This is a genomic window from Microcoleus sp. T3_B1 (assembly GCF_036700445.1).
Classification (GTDB): domain Bacteria; phylum Cyanobacteriota; class Cyanobacteriia; order Cyanobacteriales; family Microcoleaceae; genus Microcoleus.
The window spans coordinates 1-19,825 of record NZ_JAUBOX010000027.1 but is presented as its reverse complement, the minus strand read 5'-3'; the positions used below and the strand labels follow the sequence as shown (position 1 = coordinate 19,825).

Genomic DNA, 19,825 nt, shown 5'->3' with positions numbered 1-19,825 from the left:
GTTTGTGCGATCGCTCGTGTCCGGCATCCCTAGGCGGTTGCTATAATTTTCTCAAAAGTCCGGGGTTCAAAACCCCGCTTTCAGGGCGGAATGTTTTTGTAAATCCATCCGAAAAATCTCACGCTTGATCGGTCAACTGTCAACTGTCAACTGTCAACTGTCAACTGTCAACTGTCAACTATTTAACTATCTTCTCACTTGCACTCGGCTACCATTGTTATTATTAATCAACGACTTTACATCCTCCTTAATTCCTTTGGCAACTAGAACCATTTTTTTGCGTTCTTCGATATATTGGAGAAATTCTGAGGCAAATTTGTTGTTAGACTCAATTGCTTCGATAATCTGTGCGGCGGGAATGACTACAACCTCAACATCTTCCAGGGCGATCGCTGTAACTGGACTTACCTCTCCAGGAAAGATAGCCATTTCACCAAAGGCTTCGTTAAGTTCAAGCTCATCCACTACCTTGCGATCGCCTTTTTCATCTTTTAGGTATGCCTCTCCCGTACCCTTGAACATAATATAAAGTCCCTCGTCTTCTTTGCCTTCCTGGATAATTAGCTCACCCTTGCCGTAGGCTTTTAATCTAGCTCGTTGGGCCAATTTTTCAATTTGATTGTCATTGAGCGTTAGGAAATAAGGGAGCGATCGCAAATAAGTTACCAATTCCTCTTGGTGGTTCTCTACTACTTGAGGAATCCGGCTCGGTATCCCAAGTTTAGCATCGACGCTGTACTGAACTGCGATCGGATAGGGGGCGGTAAAACCATAACGTTTGGTCAGATAGTAAAGTCGGGATTTGAGCTCTGGAGCAACGAAAATAGCTTTTTCAGGCAGCACTTTATACCAAAGGTCGTAGGTGATACTGGAATCTCCATAGGAATTAACCTCAGCAAAACCTTTGCCTTCGATCGCATCTATACCTTCCAACAAGCTACTTAGTGCTGGAATCACTTCATTAGGAGAGTCGTCGTAAGAAAAGCTGGCGGAAATATTTTTAAACATTGCTCCCTGGCCATAATTGATAATCTTTGCCTTCGACAACACACCATTGGGAACATTTAATTTCCAGGCAGGAGTTCCTATGGTGACCGACCACCAATTTTGTTCGAGTACCCGCCCCTGCTTTCCGTCTACCTCAATCCAGTCACCCGTTCTGAAGGGTTTAGCAAATAGCAGCAACAATCCTGATACCAGGTTACTGAGGGTATCTTGCAACGCGAGGGCAATTACTGCTGAAGCTATCCCTACACTGGAACCCAAACCAGTAAAACTTATATCCCAAACTCCATTGAGAATGTGATAGCCAATGGCTAAGATTACTACAGCCCTAGCTACCTGAAAAAACAGGTTAGGGACATGAATTTGCCATTTAATAGTTTCTTTTTTTGTAGTCAGTAAAGCGTTGACTAAAGAAAGTCCCGCTACAATCATGGCAACCCAAGTTAACGTTTCCACAAAACGTGCCCAGGAATCTTTGCCAGCGACGTTCAAAAGCTGCCGCATTACCAACAGCACGGCTAACGGCGGTAACAGATACTCGCGCACCTGACGCAGACCAATTGCTAAGGGGTGTTGCTCGCGTTCCAATCTTGAAGCAGCTTCACCAAGCAGTATGCCAAACAAGGGGAATCCCAACCCTAAAAGCAATAGCCATCCCAGAAGTGATTTATCCATGATTGTTTTTTAACCAACAAACGGTAAGTAGCGGGGTAGGAGGCAGGAGGCAGAAGGCAGGAGGCAGGAGGAGGCAGGAGGCAGGAGGAGGCAGGAGGCAGGGGGCAGGGGGCAGGAGGAGGCAGAAGGCAGAGGGCAGGAGGAGGTTTATAATTGTTTAGTTTAGTTTGTCCCAACTTCCTACTTCTAACTTCTAAACCATGAGCTACAGAGAGCAATTTATCTGGCAGTGTGGAGTCAAGCTTGCTATTAACTGCTATCGACTTACCGAAAAATTCCCGAAATCTGAAATTTACGGATTAACTAGCCAGATTAGACGTTCGGCAGTTTCTGTGCCATCAAATATAGCCGAAGGCTATGGAAGACGAACGCAAAACGAATATATCCATTTTCTACACATTGCTTTAGGTTCGCTTCGAGAACTTGACACTCAGTTGATTATTTCCAAGGAAGTCGGATTAGCATCTCCTGAACTATTTAGTCCTGTTTTGGAAGAAGTCGATAGGTTTCAAGGAATTTTAGTTTCAAGCATTCAAAAAATCAAATCTTAAAACCCTCCTGCCCCTTGTCTCCTACCTCCTCCTGCCTTCTGCCCTCTGCCTCCTGCCTCCTGCCTCCTGCCTCCTGCCTCCTTCAAACGCCTATTTTTTCCAACTCAACTTCTGCTGCTGCTTCTTTCATAATCTCGCTCAAGAATGTGTAAGCTTCTTCCCATGCCTTTCGCACAGGCGTAGTAAACTCTTCACCCAGTCCTTGCGCTAAAGCCCACAGCAAAGCTTCGCCGACGGTATCGTAGTATTCAGCCTTGACACCATAGCCCGCATGGTCGCGACCCAATTTCTGGACGGCTGGGATAATCTTCTCTGGCTGACGCAAACCTTCGACTGCGATAGCAAGCGTAGCCATTAACTTACCTTCCTGCGGTTTCATATTCCCCTTAAACATAGGACGAAAAGAAGGTGCTAATTCAAACAGCCGATTGTAGAATAGTTCGGCAGCCTTCCCAGAAATAGGCTTGACTTTTTCAAAAGATGACTGAACCAAGTCCACCTGACTTCTCATCAACTTTTGGGCCGTTACTAACGTCCAAGTTTCTACATTTCCTAGATTTTCAATATTTACCGAAGGGTTCTGCATGAATGTGTAGCTATCTGCTACCCGTTCATACACATTCTGAGTTAGCAAAATATAGTTCAACTCAGTTTTGCTTTGTAAGCGACTTGCCAAATACACTGTTTCGCCCCAGATGCTGTACGCAATTTTCTGGGTTCCGACTACTCCTGCTGTGATTGGGCCTGCATGAATGCTGATGCGTAAACCTAAAGCAAAATTACGACGACCATTTTCTCGGCGTTGGATAATGTCTAACATGGCTAGGGCAAAATCAACCGTTCGTTTGCTGTGGTCAAATCTGATTTGGGTGAGTCCACACACTGCTACGTAATCTGTACTAAGAGTGTTTTGCCGTTCTACACCAAAATGTTCTGCCGCTTGGTCAAATTCATCAAATAGTCTGGTAAGCATTTCTGTTACCTCTACCGGTGACATTTGCTTGCTCAACTCAGCAATACCTGCCACATGGGCATTGAGAATGGTTACTTGCTTGAGGCTGTCGGCAATTACTAACTCTCCTTCGTTTCGGCGATCGACGATCGCGCTGGGTAGGATATTATGCAAGAGAATATCATTTTCTTGCTTCTTGGTTTCCAGTTGCTCCTCTGTTTGGCGTAATTTGTTCGCCACCTCTTTGAACTCGGTTGCCAATTCCCCAAATTCGTCTTGGGATTTCACATCAACTTCCACATCCAGTTCACCGGCACTAAGTCTCCGGGCGCTATCAGTCAAACGACGCAGGGGAGATGTGAAAATCTTTGCAGCAATTGCCGCTAAAAACGCCGTTCCTAGTAGAAAAAGTACCGCCGCCATCAACAGAATTACCTGCAACGTGTAAAGCGGACGATAAGCTTCCCCCACCTCCATCTCTGCCAGAATCGCCCAATTTAAGCCGTTCAACTTCAAAGGAGCGTAGGAACTCAATACCTCAGCCCCGCGATAGTTGCGGTCTACTATCAAGCCTTGTTTCCCTGCTAAGGCAGCTTGGGCTGCGGTCGAGTTGATTTTCTGTAAGCCAATGGTAGTGTTGAATTTCTCCATCAGTTGCAGAGTTGTCGGGTCAGTCCCCGTGTAACGAACCACGTTTTGATATTTTTTGGGGTCTTCAACCCAAAAACGGGATGTCGAACGCATTAAGGAATCCGGCCCGACTAAATAAACTTCCCCCGTTTTCTGCAAACCACTGCCTTCCCAATTATTACTCCGGCTAATAGCCCGGTCGATTTTTTCAATGGGAATTTGCACGGCCAAAATGCCAATCATGTTAGAACCGCTATAAATGGGTGTTGCCAGGAAAGCGGCTGGAGCGTTATAAGAGGGGCGGTAAGGTTTGAAATCAGCAACCTGAATGTTACCTTGTATAGGATTTGACTGGACTGCCTGCACCAAATCAGTTAGTGAACTCTGGGCGTAAAAACCCTGTAGTTGATTAGTCGCAAAATCTGTCTCTTTAAAATAGGAATAGACGATATCCCCTGTTTTAGGATTAATCAAAAATAAATCGTAATAACCGAATTTTTGGATAATCCCTGCAAAAAATTTTTGATATTTGGCGTGAGCTTTGGTGTAATTGCTGCCATCACCAGCATCAAGTAGTTTGTTTTTTTCTCCGACTGGGTTGGGATTAGAAGCAATGTAGTGATACTGGAGATAGCGAGCTGCTTGTCCGGTGGGACGATAGACACTGGGGGTCACTTCTTGTGGGGCGAGATTTGTTTTCAACCGAGGGAAAAATTGCTCCGTGTAGTAAGTATCCAGCGCTGTATCCCATTCGGCAGGAATAAAGCTGCGCTCCAGGTTGCGGAAACTCCCATTCAAATCCACCATTGCTTTAACAACGTTGCTCTCTGCTGCCAGCATCCCTACTTGGTTGTTCAAATTTTCAAAGTAGGATTCAAACTGCTCGGCTTTGCTGCTGCTGATACCTGCAAGTTGCTCGGCGATTTTGTTTCTGAGGGTAGCTTGTGTTTGATACCAACCAATCCCACTAACTACCACTACGGAACCGAGGCTAACTCCTAGGAGTAGCGCTTGCATTTTGGATTGAATTGTCCAGCCTCTCAATAGTTTGAAATTACCCAGTTTGAGATTACCTAGGGAGGCATTACGGAATTTACGCAAGCGATTTAGGGAATTTAACATCTTTTTTATTGCTCTATAACAACTAAAATTAGTGATTTTTTTCAAACTGATAAACCTATTTAGGGTAGGCTTTCAAGAACGAATACGACTTTTCTATATCATACGTTAACACCCGATCGCTTTTCATGAAAGGAACAACCTGCCTGTACTGTTCAAAGAAACTTTTGGTGACTGTCGATAATTTCAAATTAGGATTCTTTTGCAATCTTAAGTCAATAGCTTGTGCAGCGTGCATCATTTCGATTCCTAAGATGTAATAGAGGGTATCAATCTGTGTCCTAACACGCTGCACAGTTCTGGGAGCATTGGTTGAGACATCTTCGATATTTCCAGCAATGGCAAAATTATCAAGTATTGGTGCTGCTAGTTCCTGATTTTCTACGGCTAAAGCTACGAAAGTTTTCTGAATTGCACCATAGGCATGAACGGTATTTTCCGTTCCTAAAAATCGGGACAAGTGTGTAAAATGTGGGTCGCCCAGCTTAATTGTTCGCTGGGCCGATGCGTTTGAAAGGTAGCTCAAAGCGATCGCCGCTTCTTGAAACGAAATTACCCAAGGTAAGGGCGAAAAGTTAGCCGTTGGCATAACAGCTCCTCGAATTCCTCCCTCATTAACATAGAGAGATGCTTCCTCAGATCGAGTTGATGGTGGTTCAACATCGAGTACAACAGCCGGATTATCATCCGAGGAATTGAGTTGAATCTTGAGTTGTTCCTGTAGTTGTTTTAAAGAATGTTCGCCCGCGCCTAGTATATAAGCACCTGTGCGATATGAAAGAGGGTCTTGAAGAGCTCTCTCTTCTGACTTTTCCCAGAGATAGCTTCCACTGAGAATTTCTCGGATGTCTCTCGATACCTGATTTGCTTCTGGAAAAGGTCGAATTTTGTTAGCATCTTCTAAGAAAGGTTCAATATTACCGTCGAAAGCTTCAAGACTTAAAGCAAAGACCAGTTTTGAGATATTTAATGCGTTTTCAAGCTCGGCTACTGCTAATGCACCCAAGGCTGCTGAGTAAGCATTGGAACTGAGAATTGACAGTGAATCTTTACCAAAGGGGACTAAAGTCTCAAGCCCAGCCATTTTCAAGGCTTGACTGGCAGGCATCTTTTTATCTTGGTAATACACTTCTCCCTCGCCAATCATCGCCAAACCAATATGGGTAATCAGGGTAATATCAGCTTGTCCCACAGAGCCTCTAGAGGGAATTATAGGAACAATGTCGTTGTTTAAAAAATCGCTGTATAATTGGGCAACTTTCGGTTGAACGCCTGTTGAACCAAATAAAATAGAGTTGAGGCGAACCGCCATGATGGCTCGTACTACATCTTTGCTCATTTCAGGGCCTGCACCTGCACTATGAGCGTAAATTAAGCCTCGGTTGAATTCTTGAGAGCGTCGAATAACCTCTTCACTCAAATTTCCCTTTGCATCAATTAGAGTCTGGTCTTTATTTAAGCCTACCCCTTGAGTGAGACCATAAATGGCTTGACCATTTTTAGCAGCAAGTAGCAGCAATTCATGTGCGGTTTGAAGTCGTTTTAAAGCTGCATCACTAATGCTCACTTTGGCACCGTTTCTGGCCACTTTTATAACATCAGAGGGCGTGAGATTATTGCCATTAAAGACTAAGGTTTGCGTTTGCTGGGTTAATTGAGCGAGTTCCTGAGTAGGTTTCTTAAAAGCATAAAATCTTTGGGAAACCCCTTCATAAGCTTTGACCTGTCCGCTAAATAGACATAGTGAAGTAGATACCAACAAACCAATATATCTACTATTTCGAGGCTTTATTGATTTTTTCATTATAAAAATTGTATGTCTGACTTTATATATATCACACTATTTTTTTTGAGTCAAGCCATTTTCTAAGCTTTTTGCAGCTAAAATATCCTTTACTTTAAAGTGGAAAGGTAGGAAAAGTAGGAAAAGTAGGAAAAGTAGGAACTTATTACAACCACGATTAAAAAATAAAAAAATAGCTTATTATGGGTTGAGTTCTCACAATACAGGTCAACCTATGCTAACTGAACTTCAAAAAAAGAAACTGACCTATCAATTTTCTATATTTGACGTTGATAAAAATGGTTTTCTGGAAAAATCTGACTTTGATAAAATTGTCAATGGTTATGCAGAAACTTACAACCTATCACAGGATTCTGAAACCTACCAATATCTTTCCTCAACCTATGCTAAGCGCTGGGAGGGGCTTGCAAAAGAGGCAGACACAAACGCAGACAATAAAGTGAGTTTAGATGAGTGGCTTTCCTATCAAGACAACTTAGTGAACGATCCCAAAAGCGACTTTCTCTGGCTGAAAATAGCAAGTATGTTTCACGAGATTCAGGATGTAGATAAGGACGGTGCAATAAGTCTTGAAGAATATAAACTCATCTACAAAATTCATGGAATTGGTGATGATAGTTTAGCCGCAGAAATTTTTTCCAAGCTTGATTTCGATGGGGATGGCAAAATTATGAAAAATGACCACCTGAATTTAGTTGCTGATTTCTACTTGAGTAATAACCCAGAATCGCCTGGTAACTTATTCTTTGGTCCCTACGAGTAAGCTGACACTTAAGGATTCAGAGCGCAGATAGAAGTTGCCTGAGAACCCGATGACTTCAGAGTCTCAGGCAACATCTATCTGCAATCCCGGAAATCCCCCTCTAAAAAATAAAGAACGAATATTTGATAGTCACCTTAATACATATTTTCCATGCTTGGGTTGAATTCGTATTTTTTTTTCATTACACTTAGTATCAAGACGCCGCCCCTTAAAAAACTTTAAGCATTCTGTGTTATACTTTTGGTATTGACCACAATAAATTTTTTGCCGGAAACTATCAGATATACGGGTTGACCAAAAGTTGGTAAATCTCGGAATAATCGCTCGGAAATCTGATGCGAGTCTTGGGTATAGTGTGGACTATTAATTAGAGTTATGCTAGAATTTGCTTGCGTTCAGTTTAAGCTCAATTTTTTTTGTAGGTAACATCAACCTGGTGAATCGAGACAGAGCGAGCGCTAAACTCCTAAATTCAGCCAATTTTTTATAGTATTCATGAATATTTTAAATCTAGCCTTAGTCTGGGAAACAAGCGAGGACAAAGTATTAGTATAGATGACAAAGGTAGGAATATAAGGCATCAGAATCCAGTTTGCTCAAAAACAATCGTTAAGCCGAGCCAGGCCTCGTTAATGCTCATGAACCTAATTAATGCCAGTGACATTCTTAAGCGTTATGCCGAGGAGGAACGCAATTTTCTAAATCTTAACCTTAGTCGAGTTGACCTGAAGGGTACTGACCTACAAGGAAGTGATTTTAGTAATGCCAACCTTAATAGTGCCGATTTGAGTTCCACCAACTTAAGCGATACAAATCTAATGGGGACAGATTTGAATCGAGCCAACTTAAAACAGGCAAACTTAAGTCAAGCGTGTCTACTCCACAGCAGCCTTGTTTGGGCGGATTTAAAGGAAGCCATATTAGTTAACGCCAACCTGAGTCATGCTCTCCTAAATAATGCAAATCTAACTTCTGCCTGTTTAAAGGGTGCTAATTTAAGTGAAGCGTCTTTACAAGGCGCTTGTTTGGTTCAAGCAATACTGAGTCAAGCCAATTTATTGAAAGCAATCTTGAAAGGGGCAGATTTCACGGCAGCCAACATCGATGAAGCAAATCTGCGTCAGACAAATTGGGAAGGTGCCATCTTAAGCCAAGCCTCGTTACAGCGAGTTGATCTGGAAGAGAGCCAACTTAATGAGGCAATTTTAAAGAGAGCTGATTTGACGGAGGCGGATTTGGTTGGGGCTGATTTGAGATATGCGGATTTGACAGAAGCAATTTTGTGCCGAGTTGCTCTAGAGTTAGCCAACTTAGTTGGCGCTGACTTAAGTCGTGCTAATCTAAAACAAGCCTCTCTATTTCGAGCTGACCTAGAGGGAGCAGTCTTGCGAGATACCAATCTAGTTGAGACCGATCTGAGACACGCCAATTTTAAAGATACTCAGCTAATGGGTGCTGATTTCTCTGGTTCTCGCGTCAAAAAAGCCTGTTTTACAGATGCTCAAGGGTTGACTTGCCAACAGAAGCAGTGGCTCAGAGCCAATGGAGCCTTGAATATCCCCTGACAGCCCTGGGGAGCTGGGGGAGCTGGGGGAGCTGGGGAAGCTGGGGAAGCTGGGGGAGCTGGGGAAGCTGGGGGAGTTGAGTAGAGAAACCTTTAAAAGTCATAAGGACTTGGACATATACAAGAATAAGATCAGGAGCTGGGGGAGCTGGGGAAGTTGAGTAGAGAAACCTTTAAAAGTCATAAGGACTTGGACATATACAAGAAGGCGTTTGAAGCTGCGATGCAGATTTTTGAATTGTCCAAAAAGTTTCCGGTTGAAGAACGATACTCATTGACAGATCAGATTCGTCGGTCATCACGCTCTGTTTGTGCTAACTTTGCTGAGGCATGGCGAAAGCGTCGGTATCAAGCAGCCTTTATCGCTAAGCTAAACGATTGCGAAGCTGAAGCAGCCGAAACCCAAACATGGATTGAATTCGCAGTTAGATGCAATTACATAAATACTGAAACAGGTCGAGAACTTTATGGAACTTATAACCAGGTTTTAGCTGGTCTTGTAAGCATGATTAACAACCCATCACCTTGGTTGATGAAACATTAAGCTCCCCCAGCTCCCCAGCTCCCCAGCTCGTTCTTAGTGTCATTCCTCCACACCCAGCCCCTAACCAGAGATGCCGTGAAAAATCAGGAATATCCCAGCTTAACAAGTTGCGACTTGAATGAAAAATATTGAAGAAATTGTTGAATTTGCGATCGAGTTAGTTGCTACAGAAACAGGGTTTTCGCTTAACTTTATTCAAAAGGTAATCTTGCGAGAATCTCTACTCGAAGACAAAAAAACTTACGCTCAGATTGCTGAAGAAAATAATTATTCGGAAAGCTATATTAAGTTTTCAGTTGCACCTAAGTTATGGCAGTTGCTTTCACAGGCGATCGGTGAAAAAGTTAATAAAACAAATCTCCCGGCGCTGCTAGAACAGCACTTGGTAAATCAGAATAATCCTCTGCCGACTGAGACAACAACAGCAATGTCTGGGGTGGGCTTGACTCCTGAACACTACGTTTTAGAATCTCCTGAAGGACAGGTTCCCCTCGCTTCGGGCCTTTACATTGAGCGATCGACCATCGAACAAACCTGTTATCAAGAAATTCTCCAACCCCGTGCGTTCATTCGCATCTTTGCACCCCGAAAAATGGGGAAGACTTCCCTAATCGCACGCATTTTGGATTATGGTAGCAGTCAGAATTACCACACAGTGAGACTTAGCTTACATTGCGCTGGCACAGAGGTATTTGCTTCGAGCGATCGCTTCTTACGCTGGTTTTGTACCAATGTCACTCAACAGTTGGGTTTGGCATCTAGATTAAATGACTACTGGGATGAGGATATGGGAGCCTTGATGAACAGCACGATTTATTTTCAAGGTTATATCCTCAAGGAAACCTGTAACCCTATTATTTTAGCACTAGATGGTATCGACCAATTATTTCAGTATCCAGGACTCGCTGGTGATTTTTTCGTTTTGTTGCGTTCCTGGTATGAGGAAACAAAGGACACTTCGGTTTGGCAGAAGTTACGAGTCGTGATGGCTCATGCCGTTGAAGTTTACATTCCGTTACCCACCCATCGTTCTCCATTTAATGTAGGATTGGCGATCGAGCTGCCTACCTTTAACCAAGAACAGGTGCAGGATTTAGCTCAACGTCACCAACTTCCACTCACGAAGCCTGAACTTGAGCAGTTAATGAAGCTTACTGGTGGCTTTCCGTATTTAATCCGACTCGCTTTGTATCAAAGTAGTCGCTTGAATATTCCTATAAAAACGTTACTTCAAGATGCTACCATTGATAGGGGAATTTATCATAAACATCTTCAGTATCAGTTGTATATTTTTCAGCAATATCCTAAATTAGCTGACGCTTTTAAGCAGGTTTTAACGGCTCCTCTTCAGTTAGAGATGGAGGTGGCGTTTAAGTTAAAAAGTTTAGGTTTGGTGCATATTACCGACAATCAATCAGTTGTTAGCTGCGATCTATATCGCGAGTATTTCCGCGAATTGTACGCTTATTAAGGCTTTTATGCTTCATCTAAACTCGACTTTATACATTCAGACAGCGTAGTGCCTGCGAAGGCACGTTCACTTTTTAAAAAAGAGTTTATAGACTAACTCATAACAATATCCTCCAAATAATATTCCACCTACTCCAATTAACCTTAATAACGGAGGAACCGGAGCAGGTAGCTTTAACCAAGCAAAAGCGAACGCTACTCTTTTATAAAAAATAAACACCGATCTAAAGACTGTTTTACTGTCTTAACAGCTTCTTCTAAAGGCATACTTCTTATTTTATGATTCCAGGGTTCTACCGCGACAGGTCCTCGGTATCCTTTCTTATAAAGTGCTTGTAAAAAATCTGTGATCTTGGTCACTCCTGTCGTCAATGGTAGTTCTCTTTCAAATTCTGGAATGTTAAATATATCATAACCAGGTAATCCATCATTTAATTCAACATAAAATATATATTCCAAATCCAAATGGTGAATATCCAATATCCCTGCCCCACTATTTTGCCAATGGTGAACATCTAATTTTAAGCCACCATATCCATATAATCCAGCACTAGCAATCAAGGCGCGGATGCCATCTATAGTATGAATAAAATCGTATTTTGTGCTGCGTCTAGTTTCAGTTGGACCAATAAACTCTAAGCCTATTTTGAGGTCGTATTCTTGTAAAATTGGTTTGAGTTCTCGCAATCGATTGCTTGTTTGAATAAATAGCTCGTTAAAGTTGCAGTTATCGCTAAATGGTGGGAGGTAACATAGAGTTAAGTTGCAGCCGATTTCGTTAGCTTTTTTAGCCTGTAGTTCAAATAATGGTAAATTCTCCTGAAATTCTTTTTTACTACCAAATAAGTTCACAGGAATGCCAAATGAAGCTGGTTTTAAATTAAGCTGGTTTAGCAATTGTTTGCCTTCATAAATATTTAATAGATTTGGCATATTAAAATCAATATTAATTCCCTCAAATTGATATTGATGAGCCAAACGACAAAGTTTTTCAAAATCATTGACAATATGACCAATATGTCCGCAGTGGTTTAAATTACCAATCGGAGCTGTTAAATTCAGTATGGGATACATTATCAATCTGCCTAATGCTAAAAAAAATCAATAATTCAGACATTTTATAGATCAATACGGTTCAGTTAAAACTGTTTATTCTTCGGAGATCCCCCTAAATCCCCCTGATTGTTGGGGAGTAGGGGTTGACTTTGAGTAAGTTCTTGTCCCCCCCCTTAAGAAGGGGGGCTAGGGGGGATCGGGCTTAACTGAACCGTATTGTTTTATAGATCAGTTTGTGTTCATTCCCAAGTCAACAATCTCAATTGTTAGACAATCCTTCTCGATGAAGTTATGAGTGAAATGATCTCTATCTCCTGTATCAGCAAGCTCTAAGTTATAGAAATCTACGAAATCATAATTGAAAAAAGGCCCAGCGTGCCAAACACCCATTCCTATTTTAATAAAGCAATTACCAGGAATCCTAAATGCGGTTAGTTTCTCTATTTCTGGTCGTTCTACCTCCGTCGGTGGAGCAACAACAATAAACCAGTCTTTTTGAATAGAGCCTATACATTGATTGCATTCAAGGTGACGAAATATTTTGTCAACATTTCGACCCGTTTTTTTCAAGCGCATACCCCAAAAAAAAGGAGTGCCATTTTCTAGGTTTAATACAACACCGCCGCTTCTATCAGAAGGTCTACCATTGTATGTACCCTGATCCTGAGCAGTGATTAGCTCTCCATACGGTCGAAAGCTTTCTAGTGTAAGTAATTCAGCAGGAAGTTTTTTAGAAAGTATTTGTGATTCCATAAGACAATCAAAGTATTTGTGGTTTATTGAACCTCTGTTAGAGGTCTAAGCTGTCGCGCATTTAAATTGTAGGTTCAGGGCGGGCGGGACGCCCAACCCCTACTCCCCACAATAGTTTGATTATTTTTTGACATACAATTTAAATGCAGAACAGCTTAATGTTGAAATTGTACTTCGTAGGTAAATTATATCACGATCCACTCAAGTATTTTTGCAGAAGTGTTGAATGATAGGAAAAGATTGCTAAAATTGGCAGAGCAATGTATAATTGCAGAGTTATAAATTATTAATAATCAACTGAAATGCTATTTTCTAACTTCCCCAAAATTGTCAAACGGTATCTCGCCCATTTACCCAAAGATGATTATCCTGTTTTAGATAGCTTCACATTTGTCTCCTGCTGGCTAGGGTTCAGTTTTGACCAAAGTCTCGATACTATGCGTTCCCTATTTTCCCGTTTAAACAGTCGAGATATTTCCCTAGATATATCAACTTTTTCAAAGGCTAGTAAGCAGAGAGATATTGATGTTTTTGTAAAAATTTTTGAAAGATTGCAAGGGGATATAAAACGTCAATTAATCAGCAAAGATAGGATGAGTTTATTTCCTTTAGATTCAACGATAGTTACGTTAACAAGTAAATTACTATGGCAACAGGAATACCATCAAGTAAAATTATTTGCTGGAACGGACAATAAACGGGGAATAATTGATGGAGTACACATTCATTTTGGCCAATGTCATGACAGTCTGTATGGAGATGAAACCATAGCAGCCACACCTCAAAATGGAGTTGCTGTAATGGATAGAGGTTTTTCTAGTTCTGAACGTGTTCAAGCATTGATGAAAAAAGAAAATCAATATTTTGTACTACGAATTAAGAATAATTCTACTATCAACATGAAGGAAGATGGAACTTATGAAGTGTGGAGTGACGAACGAAAAGTTCAAGTAAGATTAGTGACTTTTTCAGATTTAGAAACACGGACTGAATTTAGGTTTGTGACTAATTTGCCTGAATCAGGAGAATTAGCATATACCAATGAAGAAATTGGAGAAATTTATCGAAGACGATGGCAGATTGAATTGCTGTGGAAATTCTTAAAAATGCATTTAAAATTGGCTCGTCTAATTACTAAAAATACTAATGGAATTAAGATACAAATCTATGCCTGTTTGATTTGTTATTTGTTGCTTCAGTTAGTTGAAGTTCCTGATATTATTGGAAATAAACTCTTAGACAAGTTACGATATTTACAGGCTTTTATGTGTGAGAAAATCAGCTATATTCACTGGTTTAAGGAACTTGTTTTTAATTGCTGAAATCAGCAATTTATAGGATTCGTATGTCTATTTTCAGAATCCTATCAAATAAGCATTCAACACTTCTGACAATCACCTTTGGATAACTATTTTGCCGAGCGCCCTGAATTGTTGGTGTCGGCCGAATCTGAATTGGTGAGCTTTAATGCCAATTATCCCATAGATATTGCCAAACATTTGATGTGCGCGGCTGTTGAAACTGGCATTCCTGCCAATAAGCTCAAGCACTACTTTGGCAAGAGCGCTCCTCAAATTGCAACGGCTTTAATTGAGCAAGGTGTTCTTCACAAAAGTCGGGATAAATTATGGGCTAAAGGCTTTCCCCATAAAGATGTAAACTTTCGAGGGGGAACGGGTTCTAGCACGATACAACTGGTGGATGCGGAGACTCAAGAAGAGATTGAACTCCTCAGTGCGGAGATTGCTTATCGAGAGGTATTTCCTGGTGCTATTTACCGCACGCAAAACTCAGACGGCTGTTTGGTGACTTATACTTCGCGCTCGCTCTTGAATGGCAAAGCTATTTTGCAAAACACCCCTGAAACTCGACTGTTTACTGTAGCGATTAGCCACACTCATACCAGCCTCAAGCAGAATTTGAGTTTGCCTCAACAAATCCCGTTGGTCATTCCAGAAGTTGAAGGAAATGTTCAAACCAATTCAACGGATAGTAAGGCAATTCCAGCTCAAGCTATTCTGGAACTGGTTTGGGGAGAAATTAGCCAACTCGTCACGGGTTATCAATTATTAACTCGCAATTACGAGTTAACTTGTCTCAATAGAAAGTGTGTCAATTACAAAGAGCATTTACCAAAATGTACTGCCTGTCCTGTTTGTGGCAAGAGAACTCGCTCTGCTGAGCTAACATCGGTTCTTAATGAGGTAAACTTTGAGCAACCTTACGAAATCAAATTTGCGACTCCTGTACTGCAAATTAGTTTTAATTCCCCGGTTGAATGTTATCTGCAACAGGTAGTAACAGCTACTCGCCAGGAATTGCTTCAATCTCAACAGGAGATTCCGCCCGGATATCAGCAGTTGTGGGAGTACCCCGCGAATTTGTTGGCTATTCACAGTTTCGGCCATCAAATTTTAGCAGCTTTACCTCTGACTATTTTGGCTTCACCTAATGATGTGAATTTTCTGGTAGAGAAGAGAGGTGCAAATGACTATGCAGGACTCTTTTACGATTTAGCAGAAGGGGGTTCGGGAACCTCGGAAGCTATTTTTCGTTCTCTCCCTCAATTAGCTCATGCGGCTGCTGAGTTAGCCCGCAGTTGTTCTTGCAGTTCTGGCTGTCCTAAATGTTTGATTCAGTCGGGATGCCCTGATGGTAATAAAGCTTTACTCAAGCAGGTGGGGCTGCTGCTGTGCGAAGCATTTTCTACTCCTTAAATATCAAAAAATTGGTGGAAGAGACGGCTGAGAAATGGGAATAGGGACAGAGAAATAGGGAAAATGGGAGTGGGAATAGAGTGTAGCTTTTTTGTGTGAAAATAGCTACACTCTATTCCCCAAATTTTTTTACTGTTTTTATTAAACAAGACGCTGCTTGCATCAACATAGAATTGTGCGAACCGCTACTGCGGTTTTTAGGGGTGCATTTTTCAGACTTGTACTTATGAAAAACAAGCTTGTCTTACCAGTCATTGACTCCAAGACTAGAGAGTCAACGCTGTTACATTTCAGAAATCAACCCTATAAACCTAAGAAAAAGCAAGCTTTAATTCCCAACCTCAAACGAGATTTAAAGCCGGGCTGGCTTTTAACAATTCTCGCACAAATAGACCGATGTTTATGGGGAAGGTGGGATTATTGGGCTTTGTGTCAAGCTGTCCCCGCTCATGCCTGGATGCGGTGGAAGATGGAGCCAATGCTAGCCATTCTGGAAAACAGAAAACCCGAAAACTTACCCAAATTTGTAATTGAGGAAACTTTGCCAGCAGAACCGATTCCCCAAATTGAATGGCAGCATTCTCCTGCCGCAGAAGCCATGTTAGATAACACTCTCAATTGCATTCCCAAACATGGAGAATGGAAAACTTGGTCAGCTTGGGACTATTTGGAGTTTTTCTTGGACTGGGTTTTGTTCGCATTCGGACATCCAGCTTACAAGATTTTACCCAAAGAACCCGCCGGCTGTGAAGGTGCATCAATGCGTCTTTATCAGATGTTTGACCTGTCAATTCTCATGCTATATCCTGAAGATTATATGGGCAGACTGCTACCCCAAATTTGCGGAAAGACTGCTCAAAAAAGTTCAGGGTTTTATCCGACACCCTTAGCTTTGTGTCAGTTCATGTCTGAAGTAGTCAGTGGTGATAAAACAGAGCGAATTTCCAGCTTCAATGAACCTGCGTGCGGTACGGGTGCTCTAATGTTAACACAGTCGAATTACTGTCTGAGCGGTATCGGTCAAGATATAGACCCTACTCTGTTAAAATGCGCTTTGTTTCAGTTTTATCTGTTTTCGCCTTGGCTGGCTGTTCCGATTTGGTGGTTGGGTCAAACTGATTTGCTCCTTGGCAATACTTTAAGTAGCGATAGACCCCAATCAATAAACGCTGCTTACTGGTATAATGAGTGGTTTGAGCCTGTCGAATCTCAGGCTAAAAATGATACTGATTATCCAGTCGAACATGAAATAAGTTCAGGAGAAAGCTCAGAAGTTATTGACTTGAATGATCAGACATCAATTCACTCAAATCCAGTAGTTCAAGAAGTTGTTAAGGGCAAACGCCGACCCAGAAATACGACAACATCGCCTCATCAATTTACGCTGTTTAATTTAGACGAATTCTAGCCCAATACTACTTACCAACTGCTGCTTGAAGGATTTGTGCTGCCCAATCTACTACAGCCAGCCCTTGAGTTTTAGCCGCATCTTGCATCTGGGCTTGCAGGTGTATCGGGAGCTGTAGAGTTAAGGTAAAAGTATCTCGTTGGGCTCGTCTTGCCTTTTTGACTAACTCTGGCTCGATCCATCGATCGAGCCACAATTTACATTTAGATCCTCGTTCGTTACCATCTTTCTCAATAAAGCTTAGTTTGCCTAGCTTTTGACAATAAAAACTGTGAGGGTCGTCTTGAACAGGCTCAAAACTGCAATGATAGCAATTCCAGCAGCTTCGGCATGGAGTTTCTTTCTGACTGGATGTTGCTCCCAATTCCCCAGCATTCTTTTGAGTGGATGCTGAAATTTCACGGTTTGACGGATGATTGGCTGTTTGAGTTCGTTGGTTTTTGGAACTGCTCTCGTTGTTAGACTTATTCCTCGAAATTTTTTTCTGGTGTTCTTCAACAACTTGGGCAACGTGAAAAGCCGTAAGTTTGCCGTTCGGAGCAGTAGAAACGGCTTGGGCCCAAGCCCTAGGCTGCTCTTGGGAGGGTAGTGCTGTTAGAGGGCGAACTTGGCGCTCATTGGCGGGAAGGATTTGTGCGCCATGGCGCACATTTTCATAGACGGTTGCCGCCTCGATCAATTGGTAAGCTGAGCGACGAGACATTTCCCACCGCTTAGTGCAATAGTCTTCAAAAGTCGAGAAGTCTTGTCGGTAGAGACGCCGATCGCGGATATGGCGCAAAGCTTGCCCTATTTCCCAAAAAGCTTTCAAGCTCCGTTCGACTGTAGCTTCCAAGCTGCTTAATTCTAATGCTTCAGCATCAGTGAGCGTGCTCTGGGCAGACAAATCTTTAGCGTCGGCTTTGTTTAGCTGGCAGTCCTGTGCAACTCTCGCAGTGAGTTCAGCGCTGCGAACAACAGAGAAGTTATGTGCATCAGAACCGCGAACTGTGTTGGAGGATGACATTGATGTTCCGTCCGTTTTGCGCGGTGCAAGATTAAGTATTGCATAGTGCAAGGGTAGTTGCGTAATCGATTAAGGCTTTGATGGCTCAAATTTTGTAGAAAGGGCGTAAAATAGCGAAAAAGTATCGGCTTCAACGCAGCAGAAAGTAAAATAGTGTACGGTAAAAGCGTTAGTTGACATCCTCCGGGTGCGATCGCGCGCGGGGATTCCCAAGACCACTCTTTGGGCTTCCTCTTTCCACTACTCGGCTTACACTCGGAGGAGTCTCCTCAGCCAAACTCTTGTCGGTGTCTCGCAAGGGCGTTAGTTCCCGTGTGCCCCAGGACTTTAAACCTAAATTTTCGGTAAGCAATTGTGACTGTTAGCTCTGTATCTTCTCTTATACTCGATCGCCAAAAGCGGCTGACTCAGTTGATCGAGCTGCTGCTGAAAGAAGGCTGGACTCAAAGCGCTTTAGCGTCCGCTATCGGAGTAGATTTTTCAACCGTATATCGGTGGTTAAAAGGGAAAACGATACCCGAATCCGATTCTAAGAACTTTCGGCAACTGGCAAAGTTAAGCGGTGGCAGTACCAAGACTCTGCAACTTTATTTGGATGGAGAAATATCCCTATCAGTTTATCAACGCGGTTTGGATGAGGTGGCGATCGGTCAAGTGAGTGGCAGCAAAAGGATAGGCTCTGAAAAAATCAAAAAAGAAGTTTTAGCAAAGATTTATTCCCTCGATCCAGATGATATTGCCGATATCATTTCTTCCTCAGTAGCATTTTTAGCCAAACTTGTATAGTTGGTAACAAGCAGCCTGCACCCTTACGGTTTTCAGTTGAGAAGCCGGAAAAATCACTGTCTCATTTCCCACTCCCCCCTGACTTCTGGCGATCGCCGCTATTGCTCAGTCTTTTATGCTCGCTCGCAATGTACCTCCTTACTCTATCAGACCTCAATCAAACTATTCATACTAGCCCACTACAAGAGCCGCCTCTTGTTCCTTCCTATCGGGACTTAAACAAATTTTAAGCCCAAACAAAGCCTAAACTGGCTTTATAAGCGGAGAATACGTCCCAATTTTGGTTCAACCATTTCACAAACCTAAAAGATATGGCTGTCCGAAATGCTTCGAGTGCATCACTAAAAGTGTTTAAAGGTTTGTTTGCCCATTTGCGCCTTAATCCTCCTGTTAAGGTATGCCAGAGAATGAAAGTGTAGGCACAAAACACCATAATGAAATGTCTTTTCAGGCTGATTTCATCTCTGACTTGATATTCATTTAACCCCAACCAGCCCTTGGCTTCCCGATAGAAAACTTCGACCCAATTTCTTTGTGAATAAGTTTTCACTATCCACTCCTCTGTCGCTGTTGATAAGTCAACATTACTTATCAAATAATCTATTTCAGTGGCGGCATCGAAAGTTTCTGCATTCATGACGATAGCTATTACTTTCTTACCCGTGCATTTTGATAACTCGACTTCTTTAATTGCCACCCATACTGTTCTCGGTCGTTCGAGAGCCAGTTGAATTTTTTTGAAAGCTTCTACAGGTAAAGCTTTCGCTAAATTATCTACTCTCCTTTCTTCTGTTTCATCTACTGTTTTTTTTATTATTACTTTGCGATTCTTGGCAATTCCTCCGATATATTTTAATTTTCGGTTTTCTAATTCTTGTAAAAAACTGGTGTTATTACCATACCCTGCATCCATCAACACTATTCCTGGTTTATAGCCTCTCGCTAAGGTTTTGTCGATTAAATTTATGGCTATTTCTGGCTTTTTCTTGAATTCTGGGTCTTCCTCTCCCTCTGGTAATGAG

Annotated in this window: 16 protein-coding genes; 9 read left to right on the top strand and 7 right to left on the bottom strand. The window is 42.1% G+C overall.

Features of this window, described 5'->3' with window-relative positions; all coding sequences use genetic code 11:
* Positions 1-186: 186 nt before the first annotated feature.
* Complete coding sequence (locus QT990_RS16375; protein WP_333465477.1) at positions 187-1,680, bottom strand: mechanosensitive ion channel family protein; 1,494 nt, start codon at positions 1,678-1,680, stop codon at positions 187-189.
* Between the two features lie 200 nt (positions 1,681-1,880).
* Between QT990_RS16375 and QT990_RS16370 the strand changes: the two genes are divergently transcribed.
* Positions 1,881-2,231, top strand: coding sequence for a four helix bundle protein (locus QT990_RS16370; protein WP_333143184.1), 351 nt, complete (start codon positions 1,881-1,883; stop codon positions 2,229-2,231).
* Positions 2,232-2,313: 82 nt separating this feature from the next.
* Here the strand turns inward: QT990_RS16370 and QT990_RS16365 are convergent, their stop codons facing one another.
* A complete protein-coding gene (locus QT990_RS16365) occupies positions 2,314-4,935 on the bottom strand; it encodes an adenylate/guanylate cyclase domain-containing protein (RefSeq protein ID WP_333465476.1) in 2,622 nt (873 codons plus the stop codon).
* 55 nt (positions 4,936-4,990) lie between these two features.
* Positions 4,991-6,736 carry an aromatic amino acid ammonia-lyase gene (locus QT990_RS16360; protein WP_333465475.1) on the bottom strand — a complete coding sequence of 582 codons (1,746 nt, stop codon included), beginning with the start codon at positions 6,734-6,736 and terminating at the stop codon, positions 4,991-4,993.
* Between the two features lie 214 nt (positions 6,737-6,950).
* Between QT990_RS16360 and QT990_RS16355 the strand changes: the two genes are divergently transcribed.
* The 4 genes from QT990_RS16355 to QT990_RS16340 all read left to right on the top strand — a co-directional run bounded on the left by QT990_RS16355 (position 6,951) and on the right by QT990_RS16340 (position 11,078).
* Positions 6,951-7,499 carry an EF-hand domain-containing protein gene (locus tag QT990_RS16355; RefSeq protein ID WP_333465474.1) on the top strand — a complete coding sequence of 183 codons (549 nt, stop codon included), beginning with the start codon at positions 6,951-6,953 and terminating at the stop codon, positions 7,497-7,499.
* A 638-nt stretch (positions 7,500-8,137) separates the two neighbouring features.
* Positions 8,138-9,064 (top strand): pentapeptide repeat-containing protein, encoded by a 927-nt coding sequence (locus QT990_RS16350; RefSeq protein WP_333465473.1) that lies wholly within the window; start codon positions 8,138-8,140, stop codon positions 9,062-9,064.
* 156 nt (positions 9,065-9,220) lie between these two features.
* On the top strand, positions 9,221-9,607 hold the full coding sequence (locus QT990_RS16345; RefSeq protein ID WP_333143179.1) for a four helix bundle protein: 387 nt from the start codon (positions 9,221-9,223) through the stop codon (positions 9,605-9,607).
* Positions 9,608-9,725: 118 nt separating this feature from the next.
* Positions 9,726-11,078, top strand: a complete 1,353-nt coding sequence (locus QT990_RS16340) for an AAA-like domain-containing protein (RefSeq protein ID WP_333465472.1) — start codon at positions 9,726-9,728, stop codon at positions 11,076-11,078.
* Between the two features lie 194 nt (positions 11,079-11,272).
* On the opposite strand, the gene QT990_RS16335 is transcribed toward QT990_RS16340, so the two are convergent.
* Together QT990_RS16335 and QT990_RS16330 are read right to left on the bottom strand one after the other, a co-directional pair.
* Positions 11,273-12,151, bottom strand: coding sequence for a TIM barrel protein (locus QT990_RS16335; RefSeq protein WP_333465471.1), 879 nt, complete (start codon positions 12,149-12,151; stop codon positions 11,273-11,275).
* Positions 12,152-12,361: 210 nt separating this feature from the next.
* The gene (locus QT990_RS16330; RefSeq protein WP_333465470.1) at positions 12,362-12,886 is read right to left on the bottom strand and encodes an ureidoglycolate lyase; all 525 of its coding nucleotides are present in this window, start codon (positions 12,884-12,886) and stop codon (positions 12,362-12,364) included.
* 302 nt (positions 12,887-13,188) lie between these two features.
* Between QT990_RS16330 and QT990_RS16325 the strand changes: the two genes are divergently transcribed.
* The 3 genes from QT990_RS16325 (at position 13,189) to QT990_RS16315 (ending at position 17,011) form a co-directional block, all read left to right on the top strand.
* Entirely contained in the window at positions 13,189-14,208 is a 1,020-nt protein-coding gene (locus tag QT990_RS16325) for an IS4 family transposase (protein WP_333465469.1), read from the top strand.
* Positions 14,209-14,286: 78 nt separating this feature from the next.
* Entirely contained in the window at positions 14,287-15,603 is a 1,317-nt protein-coding gene (locus QT990_RS16320; RefSeq protein WP_333465468.1) for a Zn-binding domain-containing protein, read from the top strand.
* 226 nt (positions 15,604-15,829) lie between these two features.
* Positions 15,830-17,011: a hypothetical protein gene (locus tag QT990_RS16315; protein ID WP_333465467.1), complete on the top strand. Its 1,182-nt coding sequence runs from the start codon at positions 15,830-15,832 to the stop codon at positions 17,009-17,011.
* Positions 17,012-17,018: 7 nt separating this feature from the next.
* On the opposite strand, the gene QT990_RS16310 is transcribed toward QT990_RS16315, so the two are convergent.
* A complete protein-coding gene (locus QT990_RS16310) occupies positions 17,019-18,017 on the bottom strand; it encodes a hypothetical protein (RefSeq protein WP_333098692.1) in 999 nt (332 codons plus the stop codon).
* 354 nt (positions 18,018-18,371) lie between these two features.
* On the opposite strand from QT990_RS16310, the gene QT990_RS16305 reads away from it, so the two are divergent.
* Positions 18,372-18,803, top strand: a complete 432-nt coding sequence (locus QT990_RS16305; RefSeq protein WP_193975537.1) for a helix-turn-helix domain-containing protein — start codon at positions 18,372-18,374, stop codon at positions 18,801-18,803.
* 226 nt (positions 18,804-19,029) lie between these two features.
* Here QT990_RS16305 and QT990_RS16300 read toward each other — a convergent pair.
* Positions 19,030-19,825 (bottom strand): IS701 family transposase (locus QT990_RS16300; protein ID WP_333142098.1); only part of this gene is annotated, 796 nt, incomplete at its 5' end.